Origin of the sequence: Streptomyces sp. NPDC006368 (assembly GCF_040612535.1) — a bacterium.
Classification (GTDB): Bacteria; Actinomycetota; Actinomycetes; order Streptomycetales; family Streptomycetaceae; genus Streptomyces.
This window is the reverse complement of record NZ_JBEXQK010000052.1, coordinates 1-20,552: the sequence shown is the minus strand read 5'-3', so window position 1 is coordinate 20,552 and position 20,552 is coordinate 1. Positions and strand designations below refer to the sequence as shown.

The following is a 20,552-nucleotide window of genomic DNA, read 5'->3' as shown; positions in this document are numbered from 1 at the left end:
CCATGGCAGAACCGCCCCCGGAGACCTGAACGGAGCGTTGATGAAGATCTCCTTCCTCATCCACACCATCTACGGCATCGGCGGCACCATCCGCACCACGCTCAACCTCGCGGAGGAGCTCGCCGACCGGCACGAGGTGGAGATCGTGTCGGTCTTCCGGCACCGGGACATCCCGCTCTTCGACATCGACCCGCGCATCACCGTCGTACCGCTCGTCGACACCCGCCCCGCCTCGCCCACCAACGAGAAGGAGCACCCGCTCCAGCTCCAGCCCGCCGAGTTCTTCCCCCGGCACGAGGCGCGCCACAAGGAGTACAGCAAGCTCACCGACGAGCGGGTGGGCGCCCACTACGCGGCCTCCGACGCCGATGTCGTCATCGGCACCCGGCCCGGACTCACCGCGTACGTCGCCCGGTTCGCGCCCCCCGGCGCCGTGCTCATCGGCCAGGAGCACATGACGCACAACCACCACAAGGCCGCCCTCCGCAAGGAGATGTACGAGCACCTCGACGCGCTCGACGCCTACGTCACCGTCTCCGAGGGCGACGCCGCGGCGTACCGGGAGAAGATGCCGCTGCCCGCCACCCGCGTGCTCGCCATCCCCAACAGCGTGCCCGAGCCGCCGGTCGCCCCCTCCGACGTGAGCGGGACCACGATCGTCGCCGCCGGGCGGCTGGCCGCCGAGAAGCAGTACCACGTACTGATCGACGCCTTCGCCCGGGTCGTCGCGGCCCGCCCCGAGTGGGACCTGCGCATCTACGGCTGGGGCCCGGAGAAGGAGAAGCTCCGCGCCCGCATCGACACGCTCGGCCTGCACAACAGCGTCCGGCTCATGGGCCCGCACTCCCCGATCGAGCCCGAGTGGGCCAAGGGCGCCATCGCCGTGTCGACCTCACGCCACGAGTCGTTCGGCATGACGCTCGTCGAGGCGATGCGCTGCGGCCTGCCGGTCGTCTCCACCGACTGCGACTACGGCCCGCGCGAGATACTCAAGGACGGCGAGGACGGCATCCTCGTCCCGGTCGGCGACACCGACGCCGTCACCCGGGCCCTGCTGAAGCTGATCGACGACGAGGAACTGCGCCGGAAGATGGGCGCGGCGGCCCTCCGCAACGGCCGCCGCTTCGACCCGGCCCAGGTCGCCGAGCAGTACGAGAGGCTCTTCGGCGAGCTGCGCACCGCCGCCGCCCAGCGCGCCGAGGCCGGCGCCTACGCCCCCGTCGCGGACTGCGTGGCCGAGCCGGACGGCGCCGTGACGGTCACGCTCCTCGATCCGCGCCCGGGCGTCGAGCTGGCCTGCGTCCGCACCGATGTCCGCACCGACGAGCACCGCTACCCCTTCGGCCCGGACGGGCGCGCCACCATCCCGGCGGGCGACCCGTTCGGCGAGGGCGTGTGGGAGTGCTCGGTCCGGCTGCCCGGCTCCGGGCGCCGCGTACGCATCACCGCCCGGTCCGTGGACCAGCGCGGCGCCATGAGGGCGACGGCGCGCGCGCAGGACGGCGTATGCCACCTCGTCCCCTACGCCGGCAAGCCCACGAAGCACCTGCTGCTCCGCTCCTGGGTCCGCCCCGTCCACGCCGAGGCCGGCGAGGTCCGGGTCTCCGCCGGGAAGATCACCGTTTCCGGTGAACTCATGGGCGCGGCCCTGCGGGACGACCCCGTCCTGATCCTGCGCCGCCGCGGCAAGGGCTCCGTCGACCTCACCCACCCCGGCACCCGCCACGGGGAGCGGGGCTTCCGCTTCACCTTCCCCGCCGACGGCCCCGCCGCCCGCCAGAGCACCGCCAACGAATGGTGGGACCTGCTCGTGCGGTACGCCCCCGACGCCGAGCCCGCCCGCATCGCCCGCGTGCTCGACGACGTCGTCGACAAGAGCCCCGTCTTCGCGTACCCCGTCACGCGACTGCGCAAGAAGCGCCCGTACGCCCTGCTCCGCATCGTCGCGCGCAGGCTCCGCGGCCGGCCGCAGCAGTTCGTCCGGGTCCGCATCACCTATGCCAACACCAATGACCTGCTGGTGAACGTCGCCGATGTCCCCGTCTCGTAACCACTTCCGCACCGCGCCGTCACGGACCGCCGTGACGTGTGTGGTGTCGGTCACCGAACGCCTTTCCGCCCCGGGAATCAACTTGCCTGGCCACATGGTGAACATCCGGTGTCGGGCCGGTGTGGGGCGCCCTCTGTCCGTCTTGCGAGACGGTCACGGAGAGTGCGACCATCAGCCCCGTCCCCCCGTCGTCGCAAGGTAGGTCGTCCTGTGTCAGCGCCGCATGAAGCCAAGACCCGCACCACAGCAGTCGTGCTCGCCGGGGGTACCGGTCAGCGGGTGGGCCTCGCGATCCCCAAGCAGCTGCTGAAGATCGCGGGTAAGGCCGTCATCGAGCACACGCTGACGATCTTCGAGCAGGCCGAGTGCGTCGACGACGTGATCGTGCTGATGGCACCGGGTTTCGTGCCCGACGTGGAGAAGATCATCGCCAAGGCCGGGCTGACCAAGGTCACCCGGGTCCTGGAGGGCGGCGCCACCCGCAACGAAACCACCGAGCGGGCCATCCGCGCACTCGGTGAGGGTCTCGTGGAGGGTGAGGACCGCAACGTCCTCTTCCATGACGCGGTTCGTCCGCTTCTGTCACAGCGTGTGATCAAGGACTGTGTCGACGCCCTCGACCGCTACCAGGCCGTCGACGTCGCCATCCCGTCCGCGGACACCATCATCGTGACCCGCACGCACGGCGAGGACGGCGAGTTCATCACCGACGTCCCGGACCGCTCCCGGCTGCGCCGCGGCCAGACCCCGCAGGCGTTCAAGCTGTCCACGATCCGCAGGGCGTACGAGATCGCCGCCGGCGACCCCAACTTCCAGGCCACCGACGACTGCTCGGTCGTGCTGAGGTACCTGCCCGACGTACCGATCCACGTCGTGCCGGGCGACGAGTACAACATGAAGGTCACCCAGCCGGTCGACGTCTTCATCGCCGACAAGCTGTTCCAGCTGGCCTCCACCGCCGCCCCCCGCCAGGCCGACGAGGCCGCCTACCGCGAGCTGCTGTCCGGCAGGACCCTCGTCGTCTTCGGCGGCTCGTACGGCATCGGCGCCGACATCGCCCGGCTCGCCGAGCGCTACGGCGCCACGGTCTACGCCCTGGGCCGCTCCACCACCGGCACCCATGTGGAGAACCCCGAGCACGTCGAGGAGGCGCTCTCCAAGGCCTACGCCGAGAGCGGCCGCATCGACTACGTGATCAACACGGCGGGCGTGCTGCGCATCGGCAAGCTGGCCGAGACCGACATCGCGACCATTCAGGAAGCGCTGAACGTCAATTACCTGGCGCCCGTGCACATCGCCCGTGCGTCGTACAAGTACCTGGTGGAGACCAAGGGGCAGCTGCTCCTCTACACCTCCTCCAGCTACACCCGTGGCCGCGCCGAGTACAGCCTTTACTCCTCGACCAAGGCCGCCATGGTGAATCTCACCCAGGCCCTCGCCGACGAATGGGCCGGCGACGGAATCCGGGTGAATTGCGTCAACCCCGAGCGCACCGCGACCCCCATGCGCACGAAGGCGTTCGGCCAGGAGCCGGCCGGCTCGCTGCTGTCCTCCGAGGCCGTGGCCCGGACCTCGCTGGACGTGCTGCTGTCCGAGCTCACCGGCCACGTCATCGACGTACGGCAGCAGGACCCCACCGCCGGCGCGAGCGAGGCGTCGGGGTTCGAGCAGGCCCTGGCGTCCGTGCTGGACCGCCAGGGAGATGTGTAATACTCGCTGGATCGTTTTGATGTGCAGTTGTGCATTCCGGGCCTCTGTGTCGCTTCACCGCGCATACAGGGGCCCGCGCATTTGCACCCCCGGTTCCGAACCCCCGAGGGTTCATGAACCTTGATGTGAACCCCGATGTGAATAAACCGGCATCCCCTCTCTGGAGCAGGTTCTTCGTGATTTCGACCGCCATTCGCCTGGCACGCGTGGGCAGCGGGTCAGAGCTGGCCGCGGCAGTCCTGATGGGACTGGGCTACCCGTGCGTCATGCTCGCCGCGCTGATCCCGAACCTCTGGTTCTTCGCGGCCGCCGGTGCCGTGACCTATGTCGCCGACTGGTATCTGCACCAGAAGAACAGTTACCTGGTCAACCGGCTGAGCAAGGTCCGCGCCGGGCTGCCGATCCGCTTCCTGCTGCGCCAGCTGCTGCTGATCCTGCTCCTCGCCCGCGAGAACCTCGCCGAACAGCCGGTCTTCTACGCGGCGGTCGCCTGCTTCCTGCTCTTCTACGGCCTCCAGGCCCCCCAGGGCGCCCTCGCCACGCTGATCCGGCTGCGCCGCGCCATGCCGGTCGTCACCCGCAACGTCGACCTGCACGCCGTGCGCATCCCGGACGCCCCGCCGCGGGCGCTGCTGGACCGGTCCGCCGAGAAGATGCTGCACCTCGACATCCCGGCCATGGCCGGGGTGATCGTCGCCGCCGCCACCGGCAAAAACGTTGTGGCATACGCGGGCGTCGGCACCACCCTCGCGCTGGGACTGCTCTACACCGCGGTCCTCGTCCCGTACCTCCGCCGCAGGCGCCGCGTCCCCGCCGCCGGCGCGGTCCTCAAGGCCGTCGGCACCTGGCTGCGCGAGTACCAGCCGACCGTCGCGCTGTACTTCTCCGGCTCCGACGACTCCGCGTACCAGGTCAACATGTGGCTGGAGACGATGGAGCAGATCGACGGGCGGCCGATCATCATCATGCGCGAGCGCAACCTGGTGAAGAAGCTCCAGCCGACCTCCGTGCCGATCCTGTGCGTGCCCGGCGGGCAGCACCTGATGGCGATGGACTTCTCCTCGATCCGCGTCACGCTCTACGCCGCCAACGTCGGCAAGAACATCCACATGCTGCGCGTCCCGACCATGAAGCACGTCTTCATCGGGCACGGCGACAGCGACAAGCTCGCCAGCGTCAACCCCTTCTCCAAGGTGTACGACGAGGTGTGGACCGCCGGGCAGGCCGGACGCGACCGGTACGCGCTGGCCGACGTCGGCGTCCGTGACGAGGACATCGTCGAGGTCGGCCGCCCGCAGCTCGCGCCGATCAAGCGCGGGACGGGCACCCCGAAGAACCCCATCCCGACCATCCTCTACGCCCCCACCTGGGAAGGCTGGGACGGCAACCCCGGCAACACCTCGCTGCTGCTGGCCGGCGAGAACATCATGAGGCGGCTGCTGAACGCCCCCGGCCCGGTCCGCGTGATCTACAAGCCGCACCCCTTCACCGGGCTGGTCGACAAGAAGGCCAAGGCCGTCGACGAGCGGCTGCGGAAGATGGTCGCCGCCGCCAACGCCCAGCGCGCCGCCGATCCGCGCTGGGTGAAGGAGGCCGCCACGGCGCAGGCCGGACAGGCCGCGGCGCGCGCGGAGCTGGCCCGTGTCGAGAGCCGTATCGCCGCGCTCGCCGCCCCCGGCCGCAAGGGCGGGGACGAGGCCGAGGAGTCACGCGTCTCGCTGGCCGACCCGCAGCGCCTCGCCGAGATCAAGCAGCTGCGCGAGGAGTGGAACGACGCTTACTGGCGCTCCTTCGGCTGGTGGGAGCACCGGGTCGTCACCGGCGCCGAGCCGAAGCTGTACGACTGCTTCAACGAGTCCGACGGCATGGTCTCCGACATCTCGAGCGTCGTGTCGGACTTCATCGCGAGCGGTAAGCCGTACGCGGTGACGGACTCGGCCGAGCTGGGCGCGGACGAGTTCAAGCGGCAGAACACGGCGGTCCGGGCCGCGGTCATCCTCTCCAACAGCGCCGCCGAGCTCGATGAGCTGCTGGCCGCCGTGGCCGACCCGGCCGCCGACCGGCTGGCGGCGGACCGGCGCGTGCTCAAGCGGTACCTGCTGGGCCCGGACGAGCCGACGTCGATGGAGCAGTTCAACGCGGCGGTGCGCGCGCTCGCGGCCAAGGCGGAGGCCCGCAACAGCGGTGTGGCGCAGCGGCTGGCCGATCAGCGGATCGGCGGACTCGACCAGGAGGCCGAGGGCGCCGCGGGCGCGGCCCCGGCGGACACCGTGGCGGAGAAGGGCGCGGAGGAGACCGAGGAGGCCACAGCCGTCGCACCCTGACCCGGCGGCGACGCCCACGCGTCGGCAGCGGAGACGTACCCGCCACGGCAACGCGGACGTACACGCAACGGCCCGAAAGTCCCTCGTAAGAAGGGGACTTACGGGCCGTTGTGCGCGGCGTCACACCGGTGATACACAGCGGGGGCACCATGTGGGACGACCGTCGTCCGTTACCGCTTACCGCCGCAGTGGGTGCCGATGCCTCAGAACACTCCCGATGTCAGCGTGATCGTCGGGGCCTACGAAGCCATGCCGTACCTGGTCAAGTGCCTGGATTCGGTCGAGGCGCAGACGATCGGCGCCGATCGCATCGAGCTCATCGCCGTCGACGACGGGTCGACGGACGGCACGGGGGAGTACCTGGAGGAGTTCGCCGCCCGTACCGCTCTGCCCATGCGGGTCGTCCGGCAGGCCAACTCCGGTGGCCCCAGCGGCCCGCGCAACACCGGACTGAAGCTGGCCCGCGGCAGGTACGTCTTCTTCCTCGACGCCGACGACCACCTCGGCGAGGAGGCGCTCGAACGGCTCGTCGCCATGGCCGACAAGGCGGGCACCGACGTGGTGCTCGGCAAGACCGTGGGCGTCAACCGGAACGCCGCGAAGTCGATGTGGGGCCGGACCGTCGAGCGCGCCGACATCTACACGTCGAACGTCAAGTACACGCTGAGCGCGCAGAAACTGTTCCGGCGCGAGCTGCTCGTCCGCCACGGCATGCGGTTCGACGAGTCCCTGCGCACCGGCGAGGACGCCCTGTTCACGCTGGAGGCGTATCTGCGCGGCAACGGCGTCTCGGTGGTCGCCGACTACGTCTGCTACTACCTCGTCGGGCGCGAGGACGGCAAGCAGGTGACGAAGACCGGGAGTTACACCCTGCGCTTCGACTCGGCGAAGGCGCTGATGGAGCTGATCGCCCGGCATGTGCCCCAGGGGGAGAAGCGCGATCTGCTCATGCTCAGGCCGTTCATCGTGACGCTGCTGCCGCAGTTCGGGCCCGTCCTGCTCCGGCAGTCCGACGAGGTGCTGCGGCGCAAGATGGAGCTGGCCGCGCCGCTGATGGCCGCGTACTGGACGCCGGGGGTCGCGCGGCGGCTGAAGACCGAGGACCGGCTGCGCCTCACGTGCGTGGCGCTGAACAAGCCTGACGTGCTGCGGGAGGTCGTGACCTTCCTGAAGGCCGGGACGCCGCCGGAGCGCGTACGCCGCTGGAGCCGGCAGTACCTGGCCTACCCGCACTTCCGGGACCCGGAGGCAGGCATTCCGGACGCGGCGTACGAGGTCCTCGGGCCGGACGGGCGGAGCGCGGCGCGGGCCACCGCGGGGCGCCTGGTGCGGCGCGCACGGCGCGTGGCGGGGCGGGTCCTGCGCCGGTTGGGGCTGCGCCGGCCCGGCGAGCGACGGACGGAACCGGGACGGCCGGGCGTGGTGGGGGCGCGCACCGGGGAGACGAAGGGCGGGCAGGGCGCGCCGGAAGTGCGTGAGCCGGCCTGACGCGGGAGCGGGGCGGGCGGTCGGCTCGCGGGTGGGGACGCCGGGTTCCCGCCGCCGTATCGCACCGATCAGAATCAGCCCTTTCTGCCCGGCCGCCCGACCTAGGCCGAAACGCAACTGGCCCGCGCCCCACGGTCGATGAGAAGGGGGACGGTCCGCCCGGGGACGCGATCACGGCGCGTTCCCGCCCCCGGAAGCGGCCCGCGGACCCGGCCACCGACCACCCGCAGCGCTGTGCACCGCGCTGCCGATCAGGCTGTTCAACGCGCTGCCGACGGGCTGTCCACCGCGCTGTCCAACGAATGGAATGCGCGCGCGCCGGGACCCGCCCCTGGCATAGATTTCGCACGTGACAGTGGCAAGGCAGTACGTAACGGAAGCCCGCAGGATCGTCGTCAAGGTCGGCTCCTCCTCCCTGACCACCGCCTCCGGCGGCCTCGACGCCGACCGCGTCGACGCCCTCGTCGACGTACTCGCCACGGTCCGCGACGAGGGGGCGGCCCGAAGGGCCTCGGTCAAGGGTGGTGGCGGGAAACGGGCGGGCGGCGAGAAGGAGATCGTCCTCGTCTCCTCCGGCGCCATCGCCGCCGGGCTCGCGCCCCTCGGCCTCGCCCGCCGCCCCAAGGACCTGGCCCGCCAGCAGGCCGCCGCCAGCGTCGGCCAGGGCCTGCTCGTCGCCCACTACACCGCCTCCTTCGCCCGCTACGGCGTACGCGTCGGCCAAGTGCTGCTCACCGCCGACGACACCAGCCGCCGCGCCCACTACCGCAACGCCTACCGCACCCTCGACCAGCTGCTGGCCATGGGCGCCCTGCCGATCGTCAACGAGAACGACACGGTCGCCACGGACGAGATCCGGTTCGGCGACAACGACCGGCTCGCCGCGCTCGTCGCCCACCTCGTCCGCGCCGACCTGCTGGTGCTGCTCTCCGATGTGGACGGGCTCTACGACGGTGACCCCAGCAAGCCCGGCACCTCGCGGATCGAGGAGGTGCGCGGCCCGGCCGACCTGGCGGGCGTCGAGATCGGCTCGGCGGGCAAGGCCGGGGTCGGCACGGGGGGCATGGTCACCAAGGTGGAGGCCGCCCGGATCGCCGCGGCGGCCGGCATCCCCGTGGTCCTGACCTCCGCCGGCCGGGCCGCCGACGCCCTCGCCGGCCACGACACCGGCACCTACTTCCACCGCACCGGCCGCCGCTCCGCCGACCGGCTGCTCTGGCTGGCCCACGCCTCCACCCCGCAGGGCGCCCTGATCCTCGACGAGGGCGCCGTACGGGCCGTGGTGGACGGCAGGAAATCGCTGCTCCCGGCCGGCATCGCCGCCGTCGAGGGAGACTTCGGCGCCGGCGACCCGGTCGAGCTCCGCGACGCCTCCGGGCGGGCCGTGGCGCGCGGGCTGGTCAGCTTCGACGCCAAGGAGATCCCGCAGCTCCTGGGACGTTCCACCCGAGACCTCGCGAAGGAACTGGGTCCGGCATACGAGAGAGAAGTCGTACACAGGGACGATCTGGTCGTCCTCCAGCCCCAGAACGGCTGAAAGTCCCACCTTCCTCCGGAGACCTTCACCAAAACAGCCCCATGTTCCTCTCCGGACTGGTCAACTTTGTCCCGGGGGCACGTGGGGTGACAGCACGACAACGCATCAACAGGAGGCCGCCGGTGAGACGAGCGCGCCCAGGGGCATTGCCCCGTGGGACGACCGAACGCGCCCTGACGAGTGTCGAGGCCGGGCCCGACTTCGACGACGCCGGTCTGGGTGACGCCGGTCCGGGGGACGCCGGTCCGGGTGACGCCGGTCGCGGTGGGGAAGCGGCCCGGGAGACCGACCGGCACACCTCGGACCGTCCGGTGTCGAGACTGTGGCACATCACCCTCAGCGTCTCGGGCCAGGAGGCCCCGCTGAAGGAGGTCAGGAGGGCGCTCGAGCAGCTCGCCCACGACCACCCCTTCCTGCTGACCAGCCGCTACGCCAACGATCACGCCGAGATCCGGTACTGGGAAGAGGCCCGCGACCTGCACGACGCGGCCGCGGTGGCCCTGCGGCTGTGGGGTGAGCACCGGCAGAGCGCCCAGCTGCCGCCGTGGGAGATCGTCGGGCTGGAGGTCATCGACCGCGAGACCTACCACCTGCGGGTCGCGGAGGGATACGGCCCGCCGCCCGCCGCCCCCGTCGGCGTGCACCCGTACTGACCGCCCGTACGGGGCGGGCCCCGGGGCGGGCGGCCTGTACGCGGAGGGCCGTACACGTGGTGAGCGGAGCGTCTCGCACTGCGGGATATGTGATGGATGCGTGCCCGAAGCGCATTACCCTGCGGGCATGACCTCGCACTCCGCCTCCCCGTCCATCACGCCGTACGACGACATGTCGCCGGTCACCCAGGCCGCCTACCGGGCGCGCGCTGCCGCCGCCGACATCGCGCCCCTCCCGCGCGCGGCCAAGGACGACGCGCTGCTCGCCATCGCGGACGCGCTGGAGGTCCGCACGAGCGAGATCGTCGAGGCCAACGCCCAGGACGTCGCCCGCGCCCGCGAAGCCGGCACCAGCGAGTCGATCATCGACCGGTTGACCCTGACCCCGGAGCGGGTACGCGCCATGGCGACCGACGTCCGTGACGTCGCCGCGCTGCCCGACCCCGTCGGCGAGGTCGTGCGCGGCTCGACCCTCCCCAACGGCATCGACCTGCGCCAGGTCCGCGTCCCGCTCGGCGTCGTCGGCATCATCTACGAGGCCCGGCCGAACGTCACCGTGGACGCCGCCGCCCTGTGCCTCAAGTCCGGCAACGCCGTACTGCTGCGCGGGTCCTCCTCCGCGTACGCCTCCAACAGCGCCCTCGTGCGCGTCCTGCGCGACGCGGTCGGCGGAGCCGGGCTGCCGGCGGACGCCGTGCAGCTGGTGCCCGGCGAGTCCCGTGACTCCGTGCGGGAGCTCATGCGCGCCCGCGGCCTCGTCGACGTCCTGATCCCCCGCGGCGGCGCCTCCCTCATCCGTACCGTCGTCGAGGAGTCCACCGTCCCGGTCATCGAGACCGGCACCGGCAACTGCCACGTGTACGTCGACGCCCAGGCCGACCTCGACATGGCCGTCGACGTCCTGATCAACTCCAAGGCCCAGCGGCCCAGCGTCTGCAACGCCGCCGAGACCCTCCTCGTCCACCGGGACATCGCGGACACCTTCCTGCCGCGCGCCCTCGACGCCCTCGCCGCGGCGGGCGTCACCGTCCACGGCGACGAACGCGTACAGGAATACGCCGACACCTCCAAGGCCACCGTCGTACCGGCCACGCCGGAGGACTGGGAGACCGAGTACCTGTCGTACGACATCGCCGCCGCCGTCGTCGACTCCCTGGACGCCGCGGTGTCGCACATCCGGCTGTGGTCCTCCGGCCACACCGAGGCCATCGTCACCACCTCGCAGGCCGCCGCCCGCCGCTTCACCCAGCTGGTCGACTCCACCACCGTCGCGGTGAACGCCTCCACGCGCTTCACGGACGGCGGCCAGTTCGGCTTCGGCGCCGAGATCGGGATCTCCACGCAGAAGCTCCACGCCCGCGGCCCGATGGGCCTGCCGGAGCTGACGTCGACGAAGTACATCGTGACGGGCGACGGCCACACCCGATAGGCACCGCTGTTCGGGCGCGCCCCGGGCCGGGGGCCCGGTGGTTGCGGTCCGGTGGGGGGCTGTTGTGGTGGGCCCGGTAGGACGCCGCTTCCCGTGCGCCGCCGCGCCGGATCCGGTGGGTAGTGGCCGTCGGAGGTGCGGGGCAGGGATACTTCGCGGTCTCCCTGCCCAAAGCCACCTCCCCGGTCTACCCTGAAGGCGTGCCGGACGACGTGGGAGGCAAGCCGTTTCCGGACGGCTGGGAGCCCGACGACGACCGCGGGGGCGCGGACGAGGACTTCGCCTCCGTGGTGTTCGACGAGGACTTCGTACGGGCCGCCGAAATCCACGAACCGACCGCGGTGGAGCGACTCCGCGCCGCCGCCCAGGCACGGGCGGACGCCGAGGCGGCCGGATCCCGGTCCGGCGGCGCGGCGGGCGACGACGAGCCGTACGACGGGTACGGACCCGCGGCGTACGGCCGGAGCGGGTGGGACGACTGCGACGACCCGTACACCCGCGCCCATGGACCGTACGGTCCCCACGGCGGGGCCCTGCGCCCGTACCGGTCCAGCGCCCGCTGGCACCGCCCGGTGGCGTGGGTGCTGGCGCTGCTGATGGGCGTCGGCATGGTCGCCCTCGCCTTCACGGCCGTCTACCGCGGCGCCTCCGGAAGCCGCGACAACCAGGTGCCGGCGCCCGCCACGACCGGCATCGACAAACCCAGCGCCGGCGCCCCCTCGGCCTCAGCCCGGTACACCGCCCCACCCGCCTCGGCGGCGCCGCGCGCGCCCTGACACGGGACGGCCCGAACCCCTGACCGCCGGACAGAAGTCGGCGTCGAGCGGCGCGTTTACCCTCCGCCCCCCAGACCTACCCTGAAGGTATGGCAGGGAGTGGCGACCCGCCTGAGGGGACACCCGAGGGGCTCCCCGGCGGTGGTGAGGACGAGTACCGATCCGTCGTCTTCGACGAGTCGTTCGTCCGCGCTGCCCGCATCCAGGAGTACTCCGCGCAGGAACGCATGGGCGAGCACGCCCGGGCGGTACGCACCCGCCCGGCCTGGCAGCCCCGCACCGCCCCCGGACACGGCCCCCGGCATGGCGCGCTCGCCCTGGTACTGGTGATCGCCGTGGCGTTCGCCGCCGCGATCTACCTGGGCGCCCGCCCCTACCGGCCGCCGCTCGACCAGCGCGCCGAGCCGCTGCGGACGACGGTCATCACGCTGGCCCCGCAGGGTGCGGTCCCGGGCGGGAAGCCGGCCGACCTGTACGCGCGCAGTCCGGCCGCCCAGTTCCGCTCAGGAGCCGCCGGGGTCGCCCTCCCGCCCGCCAAGCGCACCGCGCACTTCTCCGAGAGCCAGGTGGTGGCGGCGCTGAGCACCGCCAAGGAGTACCTGGTGCGGTCCGCGCTGGACCCGAAGGTTCTCACCGGAGGCCAGGTCCGGCCGGTGCGGCTGCTGCTCGATCCCGACCAGCTGGAACAGTTCGACCGGAGCGCCCGGTCCCCGGCCGACGACGGCCGGCACGCCGCGACCGGCTGGCTGGTGCGTTTCGACCCGTCCGAGGTGGCCCTCGCGGACCCCGCCCCACGCGTACGCGGCACGCTGCGCGTCACGGAGGTGCTGCCCGACGCCCTGGAGGTGACGTCGGACCACACCTTCGTCTACGCGCTGCGCCCGGCCGGCGCCGACGGCGACACCGCTGACGCCTCGCTGTTCACCGTCCGCCGCGAGCTGCGCTTCCGCTTCGACCGCGAGGACCTGCGGATGCACCGCGCCGAGCTGGTGGCCAGCCATGTGCTGGCCGGTCCCCAGGCCTGCTCGACCGACCCGGCCCCAGAGATGCGACCCCTGCTGGCCGGCCGGCGGGCCACCGCCGAGAGCACCGCGGGCACCGACCCGTACGCCACCGGCCGCGTCACCACCCCCCTCTGCGGCACCCTGGCCCCCGGCGCCCAGCCCTCACCCTGACGACCGGCCTCACGCCGGCGACCGGCCCGGCCTCACCCTGACGGCCCCCTCAGGCGTCGCCCCCCGCTTTGTCGCCCGCCGTACCCGTACCGCCGGTGAACCGATCGCGCAGCTTCCCGCCCAGGTCGCCCGCGCCGCCGGCTATGTCGCCGACCAGCTTCATCAGCGGGTCCTTGCTGGTACGCACCGAGTCGGCGTAGTGCGTCGCGGACTCACGGAAGGAATCGGTGACCGAGGTGTCCTTGTCCTCCGAGCGCCGCGGGTAGTGCCCGTCCATGATCCGCTGGTAGTCCCGGCTCTCGGCCCACTTCTTCAGCTCGGCCGCCCGCACCGTGGTGAACGGGTGCGAGCGCGGCAGCACGTTCAGGATCTTCAGCACGGAGTCGCGGAGGTCACCCCCCGCCTCGTACTCCTCGGCCTGCTCCAGGAACGCGTCCACGTTCATCTCGTGCAGGTGGTTACCGCCGGCGATCTTCATCAGGCCGCGCATCGACGCCTCCACGTCCTGCCCCACCAGCAGCCCCGCCCGGTCCGCCGACAGCTCCGACTTGCGGAACCACTCCCGCAGCGCCGTCACGATCGCCATGATCGCCATGTTGCCGAGGGGGATCCAGGCGACCTTGACCGCGAGCCCGGTGAGGAACAGCAGCACCGTGCGGTACACGGAGTGCCCCGACAGGGCGTGACCGACCTCGTGGCCGACCACCGCCCGCATCTCCTCCTCGTCCAGGAGCTCCAGCAGGCCCGTGGTGACCACGATGAGAGGCTCGTCGAGACCGATGCACATGGCGTTCGGCTTCGGGTCCTGCGTGACGTACATCGGCGGGACCTTCTCCAGGTCCAGGATGTAGCAGGCGTCGCGGAGCATGTCGTTGAGGTGCGCGAACTGCGCGTCGCTCACCCGCACGGAGTCGGAGAGGAAGAGCAACCGCAGGCTGCGCTCCGGCAGCAGCCCGCTCAGTGCCTTGAAGACGGTGTCGAAACCGCTGAGCTTGCGCAGCGCGACGAGCGCGGAACGATCCGCGGGATGTTCGTAGGCGCGTGACGAGATGCCCGGAAAGCGCTTGCGTCGCCTGCTCGGCACGTTCTCGTGGCCACTGTCGGTCATGGATGATGCCCCCTGTTCGTACGAGACCCGCCTCGTCCCCCTGAGAACCCCAGAGAACCTCAGAGTAGGCGCTGGGACCACCGCGGGACGGGGGCCTGTGGATAACTCGAGCCGTCGCGGACTCGCCGGCCCGCCATGGTCACGGACGCCGGGAACGCCGTGGAAGATGACAACGCCTGAGTCGGCGTGAGCGTGCCCGCACCGCCCGCATACGATGTGCGCGAAGTCTCCGCCCGACTCCCGATGGATAGGTTCTGCCGAAGATGAGCATCCCCAGCGCCGCCACCAGCCTCGTCACGCTCGCCGAGGGCACCCAGCACGGCGGCAACCACGCCAGCCTCAGCCCGTACCTCACCGGTGGCGGCGCCCTCGTCGCGCTGCTCCTGCTGCTGTGGATCACCACCCGTTTCAACCGCGACCGCTGAGCCGGCGACCGCCGGGACCGGGCGCGCCGCCGTGCCAGTAGGCTCTGCACGCATGGGAGACCAGGAAGTGCCTACCAGTCCCGGCAAACGCCGACTCGGCGTGATGGGTGGGACATTCGACCCGATCCATCACGGACACCTGGTGGCCGCCAGCGAGGTGGCCGCCCTGTTCCACCTGGACGAGGTCGTGTTCGTGCCGACCGGGCAGCCGTGGCAGAAGAGCCACAAGACGGTCTCCCCGGCCGAGGACCGCTATCTGATGACGGTCATCGCCACGGCGTCCAACCCGCAGTTCTCGGTCAGCCGGATCGACATCGACCGTGACGGACCGACGTACACCATCGACACCCTGCGGGAACTGCGTGCCCTCAACGAGGACACGGACCTCTTCTTCATCACCGGCGCGGACGCGCTCTCGCAGATCATGCCGGGGTGGCGCAACGCGGAGGAGCTCTTCTCCCTCGCCCACTTCATCGGAGTGACCCGGCCGGGCCACGACCTGTCGGACGACGGGCTGCCCGAGGGCGTCGTGTCCCTGGTCGAGGTGCCGGCGCTCGCCATCTCGTCGTCGGACTGCCGGGCGAGGGTCGCGGCGGGCGATCCCGTCTGGTATCTCGTGCCGGACGGCGTGGTGCGCTATATCGACAAGCGCCAGTTGTACCGCGGCGAATGAGCCACGGAGAGGGGCACCGGTGAACGACCAGCCACACCCGTACGACCCGTACTACCCGCCGCAGCCGCAGATCGTCGGCTACGACGCGTACGGGCAGCCGGTGTACCAGCAGGCGCAGCAGGAGTACGACCCTTACGCACAGCAGCACCAGGACCAGCACCAGCAGCAGCCGGACCCGTCCCAGGCGTACGGATACGAGTCGTACGCCCAGCCGCAGCAGGCACCGCCCTATGAGGCGTACCCCCAGCAGGAACAGCCTCAGGGCGGCCCGCAGTACGGGTACGACGGCTACTACAACACCGCTCAGCAGTGGATCCCCCACCAGCAGCAGCCGTACTCCCAGCCGGAGCCCCGGCAGGAGCCCGCGCCCCGGCAGGAGCCCGAGCCGGAGCCGGAGCCCGCGCGGGAGGTGGCCCAGCCCGCCGTACCCGGGCAGCGCCGCCGGGCGCGTGACCCGGAGCCCGAGGGGGAGGCGGACCGCGAGTACCGCACCGAGCAGTTCTCCTTCGTCGAGGACCCGGACGAGGACTCCGAAGACGTCATCGACTGGCTCAAGTTCACCGAGAGCCGTACCGAGCGCCGCGAGGAGGCCCGCCGCCGCGGCCGGAACCGGGTCATCGCCCTGGTCACCGTGGTGGCCGTCGCCCTCATCGGCGGCGTCGGCTACCTCTGGGCCGCGGGCAAGCTCCCCGGTCTCGGAGACGAGCAGACCGCGCGGGGCGGCACCGCGAGCGGTGGCCCGCAGAAGCGCGACGTGATCGTCGTGCATCTGCACAACACCAGGAACGACGACACCTCCACCGCGCTCCTGGTCGACAACGTCACCACCGAACAGGGCACCACCGTCCTGCTCCCCAACGCCCTCTCCGTCGCCAACGACGACGGAACCACCACCACGCTCGCCAAGTCCGTCGACGACGACGGCTCCGCCGGCACCCGCGAGGCCATCGGCACGCTGCTCGGGACGAAGATCACCGGTACGTGGCGGCTCGACACCCCGTACCTGGAGAACCTCGTCGAGCTGGTCGGCGGCATCGACCTCACCACCGACACCGACGTGCCCGCCGAGAAGGAGGGCGAAGCGCCCCTCGTGCCGAAGGGCGAGAACCGGACACTGAACGGGCGGATGGCCGTCGCCTACGCCACCCACCGCGGCTCAGGCGAGGCGGAGGCCAAGCAACTGCAACGGTTCGGACAGGTCATGTACGGCGTCCTGCGCAAGATCTCCGACGATCCGAAGGCCGCGACCGTCACCGTGGAGACGCTGGCGCAGATCCTCGACCCGTCACTGCCCGAGAAGGACCTGGGCGCCTCGCTCGCCAAGCTCGCCGAGCACGCCAAGGTCGGCGACTACAAGACGGCCGTGCTCCCCGTCCAGCAGGACGGCACACTCAGCGAGGAGGCCGCGCAGAGTGTGGTCAAGGACATCCTCGGCGGCTCCGTCACCGCACCCGAGCAGGGCTCCGCCGTCCGCGTGGGGATCAAGAACGCGTCGGGCAAGGAAGGCGCCACCGAGGCGGCCCGGATCGTCCTGGTCAACGGCGGCTACGCCGTCATCGACGGCGGTACGGCCGGATCGGAGCCGTCCTCGCAGGTCATCTACGGTGACGAGACGCAGAAGGCGAGGGCCGAGGAGGTCGCCAAAACCCTGGGCCTGCCCGCCGACGCCGTCGAGAAGGGCACGGCCGCCGCGAACGCGGACGTGACGGTCCTCCTGGGCGGGGATTACAAGGTGCCGTAATGGTTTGCCGGGCTGTCGGCGGTACGTGAGACCCTTGGGGTGTTCCGACCGCCGACGAAAGCCAGCATGTGACCGCCACCGATCGTTCCATCGAGCTCGTGACCACCGCCGCTCAGGCGGCTGCCGACCGGCTCGCGCACGACATCATCGCCTACGACGTCAGTGACGTCCTGTCGATCACCGACGCCTTCCTGCTCGCCTCCGCGCCCAACGACCGCCAGGTCAAGTCGATCGTCGACGAGATCGAGGAGCGGCTCAACAAGGAACTGGGCGCCAAGCCGGTCCGCCGTGAGGGCGACCGCGACGCCCGCTGGATCCTGCTCGACTACGTCGACATCGTCGTCCACGTCCAGCACAGCGAGGAGCGGGTCTTCTACGCCCTGGAGCGGCTGTGGAAGGACTGCCCCGAGCTGCCGCTGCCGGAGGACGCGGTGAAGACGCGCGGCAAGGCTGAGGAGCACGCCCGGCTCACCGGCGCCGACGGTACGGACGGTGAGCTGAACTGAGCGGCACCAAGGGCGGCAGGGGCCGCCGTATCGTGCTCTGGCGCCACGGCCAGACCTCCTGGAACCTGGAGCGCCGCTTCCAGGGCTCCACGGACATCGAACTCACCGAGACCGGCGTCGCCCAGGCCCGCCGCGCCGCCCGGCTGCTCGCCGCGCTGAAGCCGGACGCGATCATCGCCTCCGACCTGAAGCGCGCGGCGGCCACGGCCGGTGAGCTGGCCGCGATCACCGGCCACCAGGTCAGCCATGACTCCGCGCTCCGCGAGACGTACGCGGGTACCTGGCAGGGGCTGACCCACGAGGAGATCGTCGGCCGTTACGGCGAGCAGTACGCCGCGTGGAAGCGCGGCGAACCGGTGCGGCGCGGAGGCGGCGAGCTCGAGACCGAGGTCGCCGACCGAGCCGCCCCCGTGGTGCTGGAGCACGCCGACAAGCTGCCCGACGACGGCACCCTCGTCGTGGTCAGCCACGGCGGCACGATCCGCACCACCATCGGCCGGCTGCTCGGCCTGGAGGCGCACCACTGGGAGGGGCTGGGTGGGCTCTCCAACTGCTGCTGGTCCGTCCTGGGCGAGGGCGCGCGCGGCTGGCGGCTGCTGGAACACAACGCGGGCACCCTCCCCGAACCGGTCCTCGGCGACGACGACTGACCCGGATTTCACTTTCCGGCAGGTCGCAGGCTAAAGTTCTTCTTGTTCGCAGCGCGGAGCGCGAAGAACACGAGGGGCTATAGCTCAGTTGGTAGAGCGCCTGCATGGCATGCAGGAGGTCAGGAGTTCAATTCTCCTTAGCTCCACAATCACCGGATCCCGTCCCCATCAGGGGGCGGGATTCGCGTTTTCCGGCGCCGGGCGCCGGAGGCTGCCCTCACTCCATACGCGCAGCTCAGCCGCGCCGCGGTACCGCCGGCGCCCACCGTGATCCAACCCGGGTGGCTGATCCGCGTCGCCACCTTTGGCACACTCTTCCTCAGCCGTCCGATCATGCCCGGGTCTCCCGCGTCGGCCGCCGCGCCGATCATGGGGGGCGCCGACGGTGCCGGTACGCCGACTCCGCTGCCCCCCTTGCGAGGCCATGGCAGAATCGGACGGCCGGAGGGGGACGACGGTCCGGACGGGAGGGAGTGCGCCATGGCCGCCGACACATCTGAGGAACCGGCCGCCCGGCTCGCCGCTGCGCAGGCGAGTGTCCGTCTCAGCTGCCCCTCGTGCGGCTCCCCCCATGTCGCGCAAATGCTCGGCGACAACGGCGGGGTGTCCTATGTGTGCACGTCCTGCGGCCACAGCTGGAGCTGAGTGATGGGTGCACACAGGCGGAAATGCGACTGGTGCGGCAGCGGTACGCCGATCGTCCGCGACATGGACCCGGTCAACCCCGAGTACCAGTACTGGTGCGAGGAGTGCGCGCGGGCGCTGATCATAAAAGGCGACCCCATCGAGACCTACCGGGAGCTCGAAGGGGAGCCGATCTACGGGCGCCTGCTCGACGAGCACTGCACGCTCAAGCGGTTCTACTCCTTCGCCACAGCGTGACCCCGAAGGCGGCCAACAGCCCCACCCCCACGAGGGTGTAGAGCCCGGAGAGCAGCATCTGCCCCGCGTTCTGGTGCAGTTCGAGCCGGACGGGCGCGGGCGCGTGCGGCACCCACCACAGGGCGAACGACGCGAAGACCAGCGCCGTCGCGGCGGTCCACACAGGACGCACCCTCGTCGCCAGCAGTATCAGCAGCGGCACGCACCACACCCAGTGGTGCGACCAGGAGATCGGGCTCACCAGCAGCGCCGTCGTCGCGCACGCCACCACCGCCACCGGACGGTCCCCGCGCAGCGCCGCCACCACCGCCACGGCCAGGCCTGCCACCCCCACCAGGGCCGCGGCCGCCAGCCACCACACCCCCGGATCGGTGGTGTGCAGCAGGCGGGCCACCACGCCGCTCAACGACTGGTTCGCCGTTTCCTCGGTCCGCCCCACCCGACCGGTCTCGAAGATCATCTCGGTCCAGAACCGGCGTGAGTCGTACGGGAGGATTACGGCGGACACCAGCGTCACCGTGAGGAACACCCCGGTCGCCGTCGCGGCCTGGCGCAGCCATGGATTCCAGGGCCGGCCCTGCGCACGCGCGCGTGCCACCCCCACGGCCAGCAGGAGGACCACGAACAGCCCCGGAGTCAGCTTCACGGCCGTGGCCAGGCCTATCCCTATGCCGGCCCACCGGTTGTTCTCCCGCCGGGTCAGGTCCCACAGGACCACCACCGCGATGAGCAGGTTGATCTGTCCGTACCGCAGCGTGGTCCACACCGGCTCGCACCAGACGAGCACCGCGGCCACCCACAGGGCCTCCCCGCGCCGGTCGCGTCCCACCAGGCGGAGCGAGAGGTGCACCAGTGCCAGCAGGAGAAGCAGGTTGCCGGCGGTGGCGAGCGTGCGCATCTCCGGCACGCCGAGCAGCGTCAGCGGGGTGAACAGGAGGGCGGCGAACGGCGGATACGTCGTCGGTAGGTTCGCCGATGTGGCGCGCATCGCATAGAGGTCGCCGCCGGCCAGCACGGTCTCGCCCTCCGCCCGGTAGACGGACAGGTCCAGCATCGTGACGTTGGCGGCGCGCTGCGCCATCCAGAAGGCCACGAAGGACAGCAGACAGGCCGCCGCGGCGGCGGGGATGGGCAGGTCCCGGAGGCGGGCCCGCATGTTCAGGGTCACGGTCACGAAGGGCGACGCTACCGGCCAGAGCCCTACCGACCGTAAACGATTTGGTGAACCACCAGGGGGACCGTGTAATGTTCTCTGTGTCGCCGCGAGGGAAACCCGCAAGGGAAACCACAGCGGAGGACACACCGCAAGGGGCTATAGCTCAGTTGGTAGAGCGCCTGCATGGCATGCAGGAGGTCAGGAGTTCAATTCTCCTTAGCTCCACAGGACCTGAAAGCGGGCGCACCGAATCGGCTTGGCCCCTTCCT

General features: G+C 71.2%; 17 protein-coding genes and 2 tRNA genes. 17 read left to right on the top strand and 2 right to left on the bottom strand.

Translation table 11 applies throughout. The features are described 5' to 3' along the window. Window positions 1-40: 40 nt before the first annotated feature. The 9 genes from ABZZ38_RS27155 to ABZZ38_RS27115 all read left to right on the top strand — a co-directional run bounded on the left by ABZZ38_RS27155 (window position 41) and on the right by ABZZ38_RS27115 (window position 13,142). The gene (locus ABZZ38_RS27155; protein WP_356744598.1) at window positions 41-2,050 is read left to right on the top strand and encodes a glycosyltransferase family 4 protein; all 2,010 of its coding nucleotides are present in this window, start codon (window positions 41-43) and stop codon (window positions 2,048-2,050) included. A gap of 210 nt (window positions 2,051-2,260) precedes the next feature. After that, entirely contained in the window at window positions 2,261-3,760 is a 1,500-nt protein-coding gene (locus ABZZ38_RS27150) for a bifunctional cytidylyltransferase/SDR family oxidoreductase (protein ID WP_356744596.1), read from the top strand. Window positions 3,761-3,936: 176 nt separating this feature from the next. Beyond that, on the top strand, window positions 3,937-6,084 hold the full coding sequence (locus ABZZ38_RS27145) for a hypothetical protein (RefSeq protein WP_356744594.1): 2,148 nt from the start codon (window positions 3,937-3,939) through the stop codon (window positions 6,082-6,084). Between the two features lie 198 nt (window positions 6,085-6,282). Next, window positions 6,283-7,572 carry a glycosyltransferase family 2 protein gene (locus ABZZ38_RS27140; RefSeq protein ID WP_356744592.1) on the top strand — a complete coding sequence of 430 codons (1,290 nt, stop codon included), beginning with the start codon at window positions 6,283-6,285 and terminating at the stop codon, window positions 7,570-7,572. Window positions 7,573-7,921: 349 nt separating this feature from the next. Then, window positions 7,922-9,109 carry a glutamate 5-kinase gene (proB, locus tag ABZZ38_RS27135; RefSeq protein WP_356744590.1) on the top strand — a complete coding sequence of 396 codons (1,188 nt, stop codon included), beginning with the start codon at window positions 7,922-7,924 and terminating at the stop codon, window positions 9,107-9,109. Window positions 9,110-9,231: 122 nt separating this feature from the next. Then, window positions 9,232-9,762 (top strand): hypothetical protein, encoded by a 531-nt coding sequence (locus ABZZ38_RS27130; protein ID WP_356744588.1) that lies wholly within the window; start codon window positions 9,232-9,234, stop codon window positions 9,760-9,762. Window positions 9,763-9,889: 127 nt separating this feature from the next. Then, window positions 9,890-11,191 (top strand): glutamate-5-semialdehyde dehydrogenase, encoded by a 1,302-nt coding sequence (locus tag ABZZ38_RS27125; protein WP_356744586.1) that lies wholly within the window; start codon window positions 9,890-9,892, stop codon window positions 11,189-11,191. A gap of 200 nt (window positions 11,192-11,391) precedes the next feature. Beyond that, entirely contained in the window at window positions 11,392-11,967 is a 576-nt protein-coding gene (locus ABZZ38_RS27120; protein ID WP_356744584.1) for a hypothetical protein, read from the top strand. A gap of 89 nt (window positions 11,968-12,056) precedes the next feature. Beyond that, window positions 12,057-13,142: a hypothetical protein gene (locus tag ABZZ38_RS27115; RefSeq protein WP_356744582.1), complete on the top strand. Its 1,086-nt coding sequence runs from the start codon at window positions 12,057-12,059 to the stop codon at window positions 13,140-13,142. A gap of 49 nt (window positions 13,143-13,191) precedes the next feature. On the opposite strand, the gene ABZZ38_RS27110 is transcribed toward ABZZ38_RS27115, so the two are convergent. Further along, window positions 13,192-14,250 carry a M48 family metallopeptidase gene (locus ABZZ38_RS27110; RefSeq protein ID WP_356744580.1) on the bottom strand — a complete coding sequence of 353 codons (1,059 nt, stop codon included), beginning with the start codon at window positions 14,248-14,250 and terminating at the stop codon, window positions 13,192-13,194. A gap of 263 nt (window positions 14,251-14,513) precedes the next feature. Between ABZZ38_RS27110 and ABZZ38_RS27105 the strand changes: the two genes are divergently transcribed. From ABZZ38_RS27105 to ABZZ38_RS27075, 7 genes are all read left to right on the top strand, one after another. Continuing rightward, window positions 14,514-14,675, top strand: coding sequence for a hypothetical protein (locus ABZZ38_RS27105; RefSeq protein WP_356744578.1), 162 nt, complete (start codon window positions 14,514-14,516; stop codon window positions 14,673-14,675). 52 nt (window positions 14,676-14,727) lie between these two features. Beyond that, the gene (nadD, locus tag ABZZ38_RS27100) at window positions 14,728-15,348 is read left to right on the top strand and encodes a nicotinate-nucleotide adenylyltransferase (RefSeq protein WP_356744576.1); all 621 of its coding nucleotides are present in this window, start codon (window positions 14,728-14,730) and stop codon (window positions 15,346-15,348) included. Window positions 15,349-15,367: 19 nt separating this feature from the next. Continuing rightward, window positions 15,368-17,089 (top strand): LCP family protein, encoded by a 1,722-nt coding sequence (locus ABZZ38_RS27095; RefSeq protein WP_356744574.1) that lies wholly within the window; start codon window positions 15,368-15,370, stop codon window positions 17,087-17,089. Between the two features lie 68 nt (window positions 17,090-17,157). Continuing rightward, window positions 17,158-17,595: a ribosome silencing factor gene (rsfS, locus tag ABZZ38_RS27090; RefSeq protein ID WP_356744573.1), complete on the top strand. Its 438-nt coding sequence runs from the start codon at window positions 17,158-17,160 to the stop codon at window positions 17,593-17,595. Beyond that, window positions 17,592-18,245 carry a histidine phosphatase family protein gene (locus ABZZ38_RS27085; protein WP_356744628.1) on the top strand — a complete coding sequence of 218 codons (654 nt, stop codon included), beginning with the start codon at window positions 17,592-17,594 and terminating at the stop codon, window positions 18,243-18,245. Before rsfS ends, ABZZ38_RS27085 begins: the two co-directional genes overlap by 4 nt. A gap of 73 nt (window positions 18,246-18,318) precedes the next feature. Then, window positions 18,319-18,391 (top strand) — tRNA-Ala (locus ABZZ38_RS27080). Between the two features lie 502 nt (window positions 18,392-18,893). Then, on the top strand, window positions 18,894-19,127 hold the full coding sequence (locus ABZZ38_RS27075) for a hypothetical protein (RefSeq protein ID WP_026277450.1): 234 nt from the start codon (window positions 18,894-18,896) through the stop codon (window positions 19,125-19,127). On the opposite strand, the gene ABZZ38_RS27070 is transcribed toward ABZZ38_RS27075, so the two are convergent. Next, complete coding sequence (locus tag ABZZ38_RS27070; RefSeq protein WP_356744571.1) at window positions 19,096-20,301, bottom strand: glycosyltransferase 87 family protein; 1,206 nt, start codon at window positions 20,299-20,301, stop codon at window positions 19,096-19,098. The genes ABZZ38_RS27075 and ABZZ38_RS27070 overlap by 32 nt on opposite strands. A 134-nt stretch (window positions 20,302-20,435) precedes the next feature. Here ABZZ38_RS27070 and ABZZ38_RS27065 point away from each other — a divergent pair. Further along, window positions 20,436-20,508, top strand: a tRNA-Ala gene (locus ABZZ38_RS27065). Window positions 20,509-20,552: the final 44 nt, after the last annotated feature.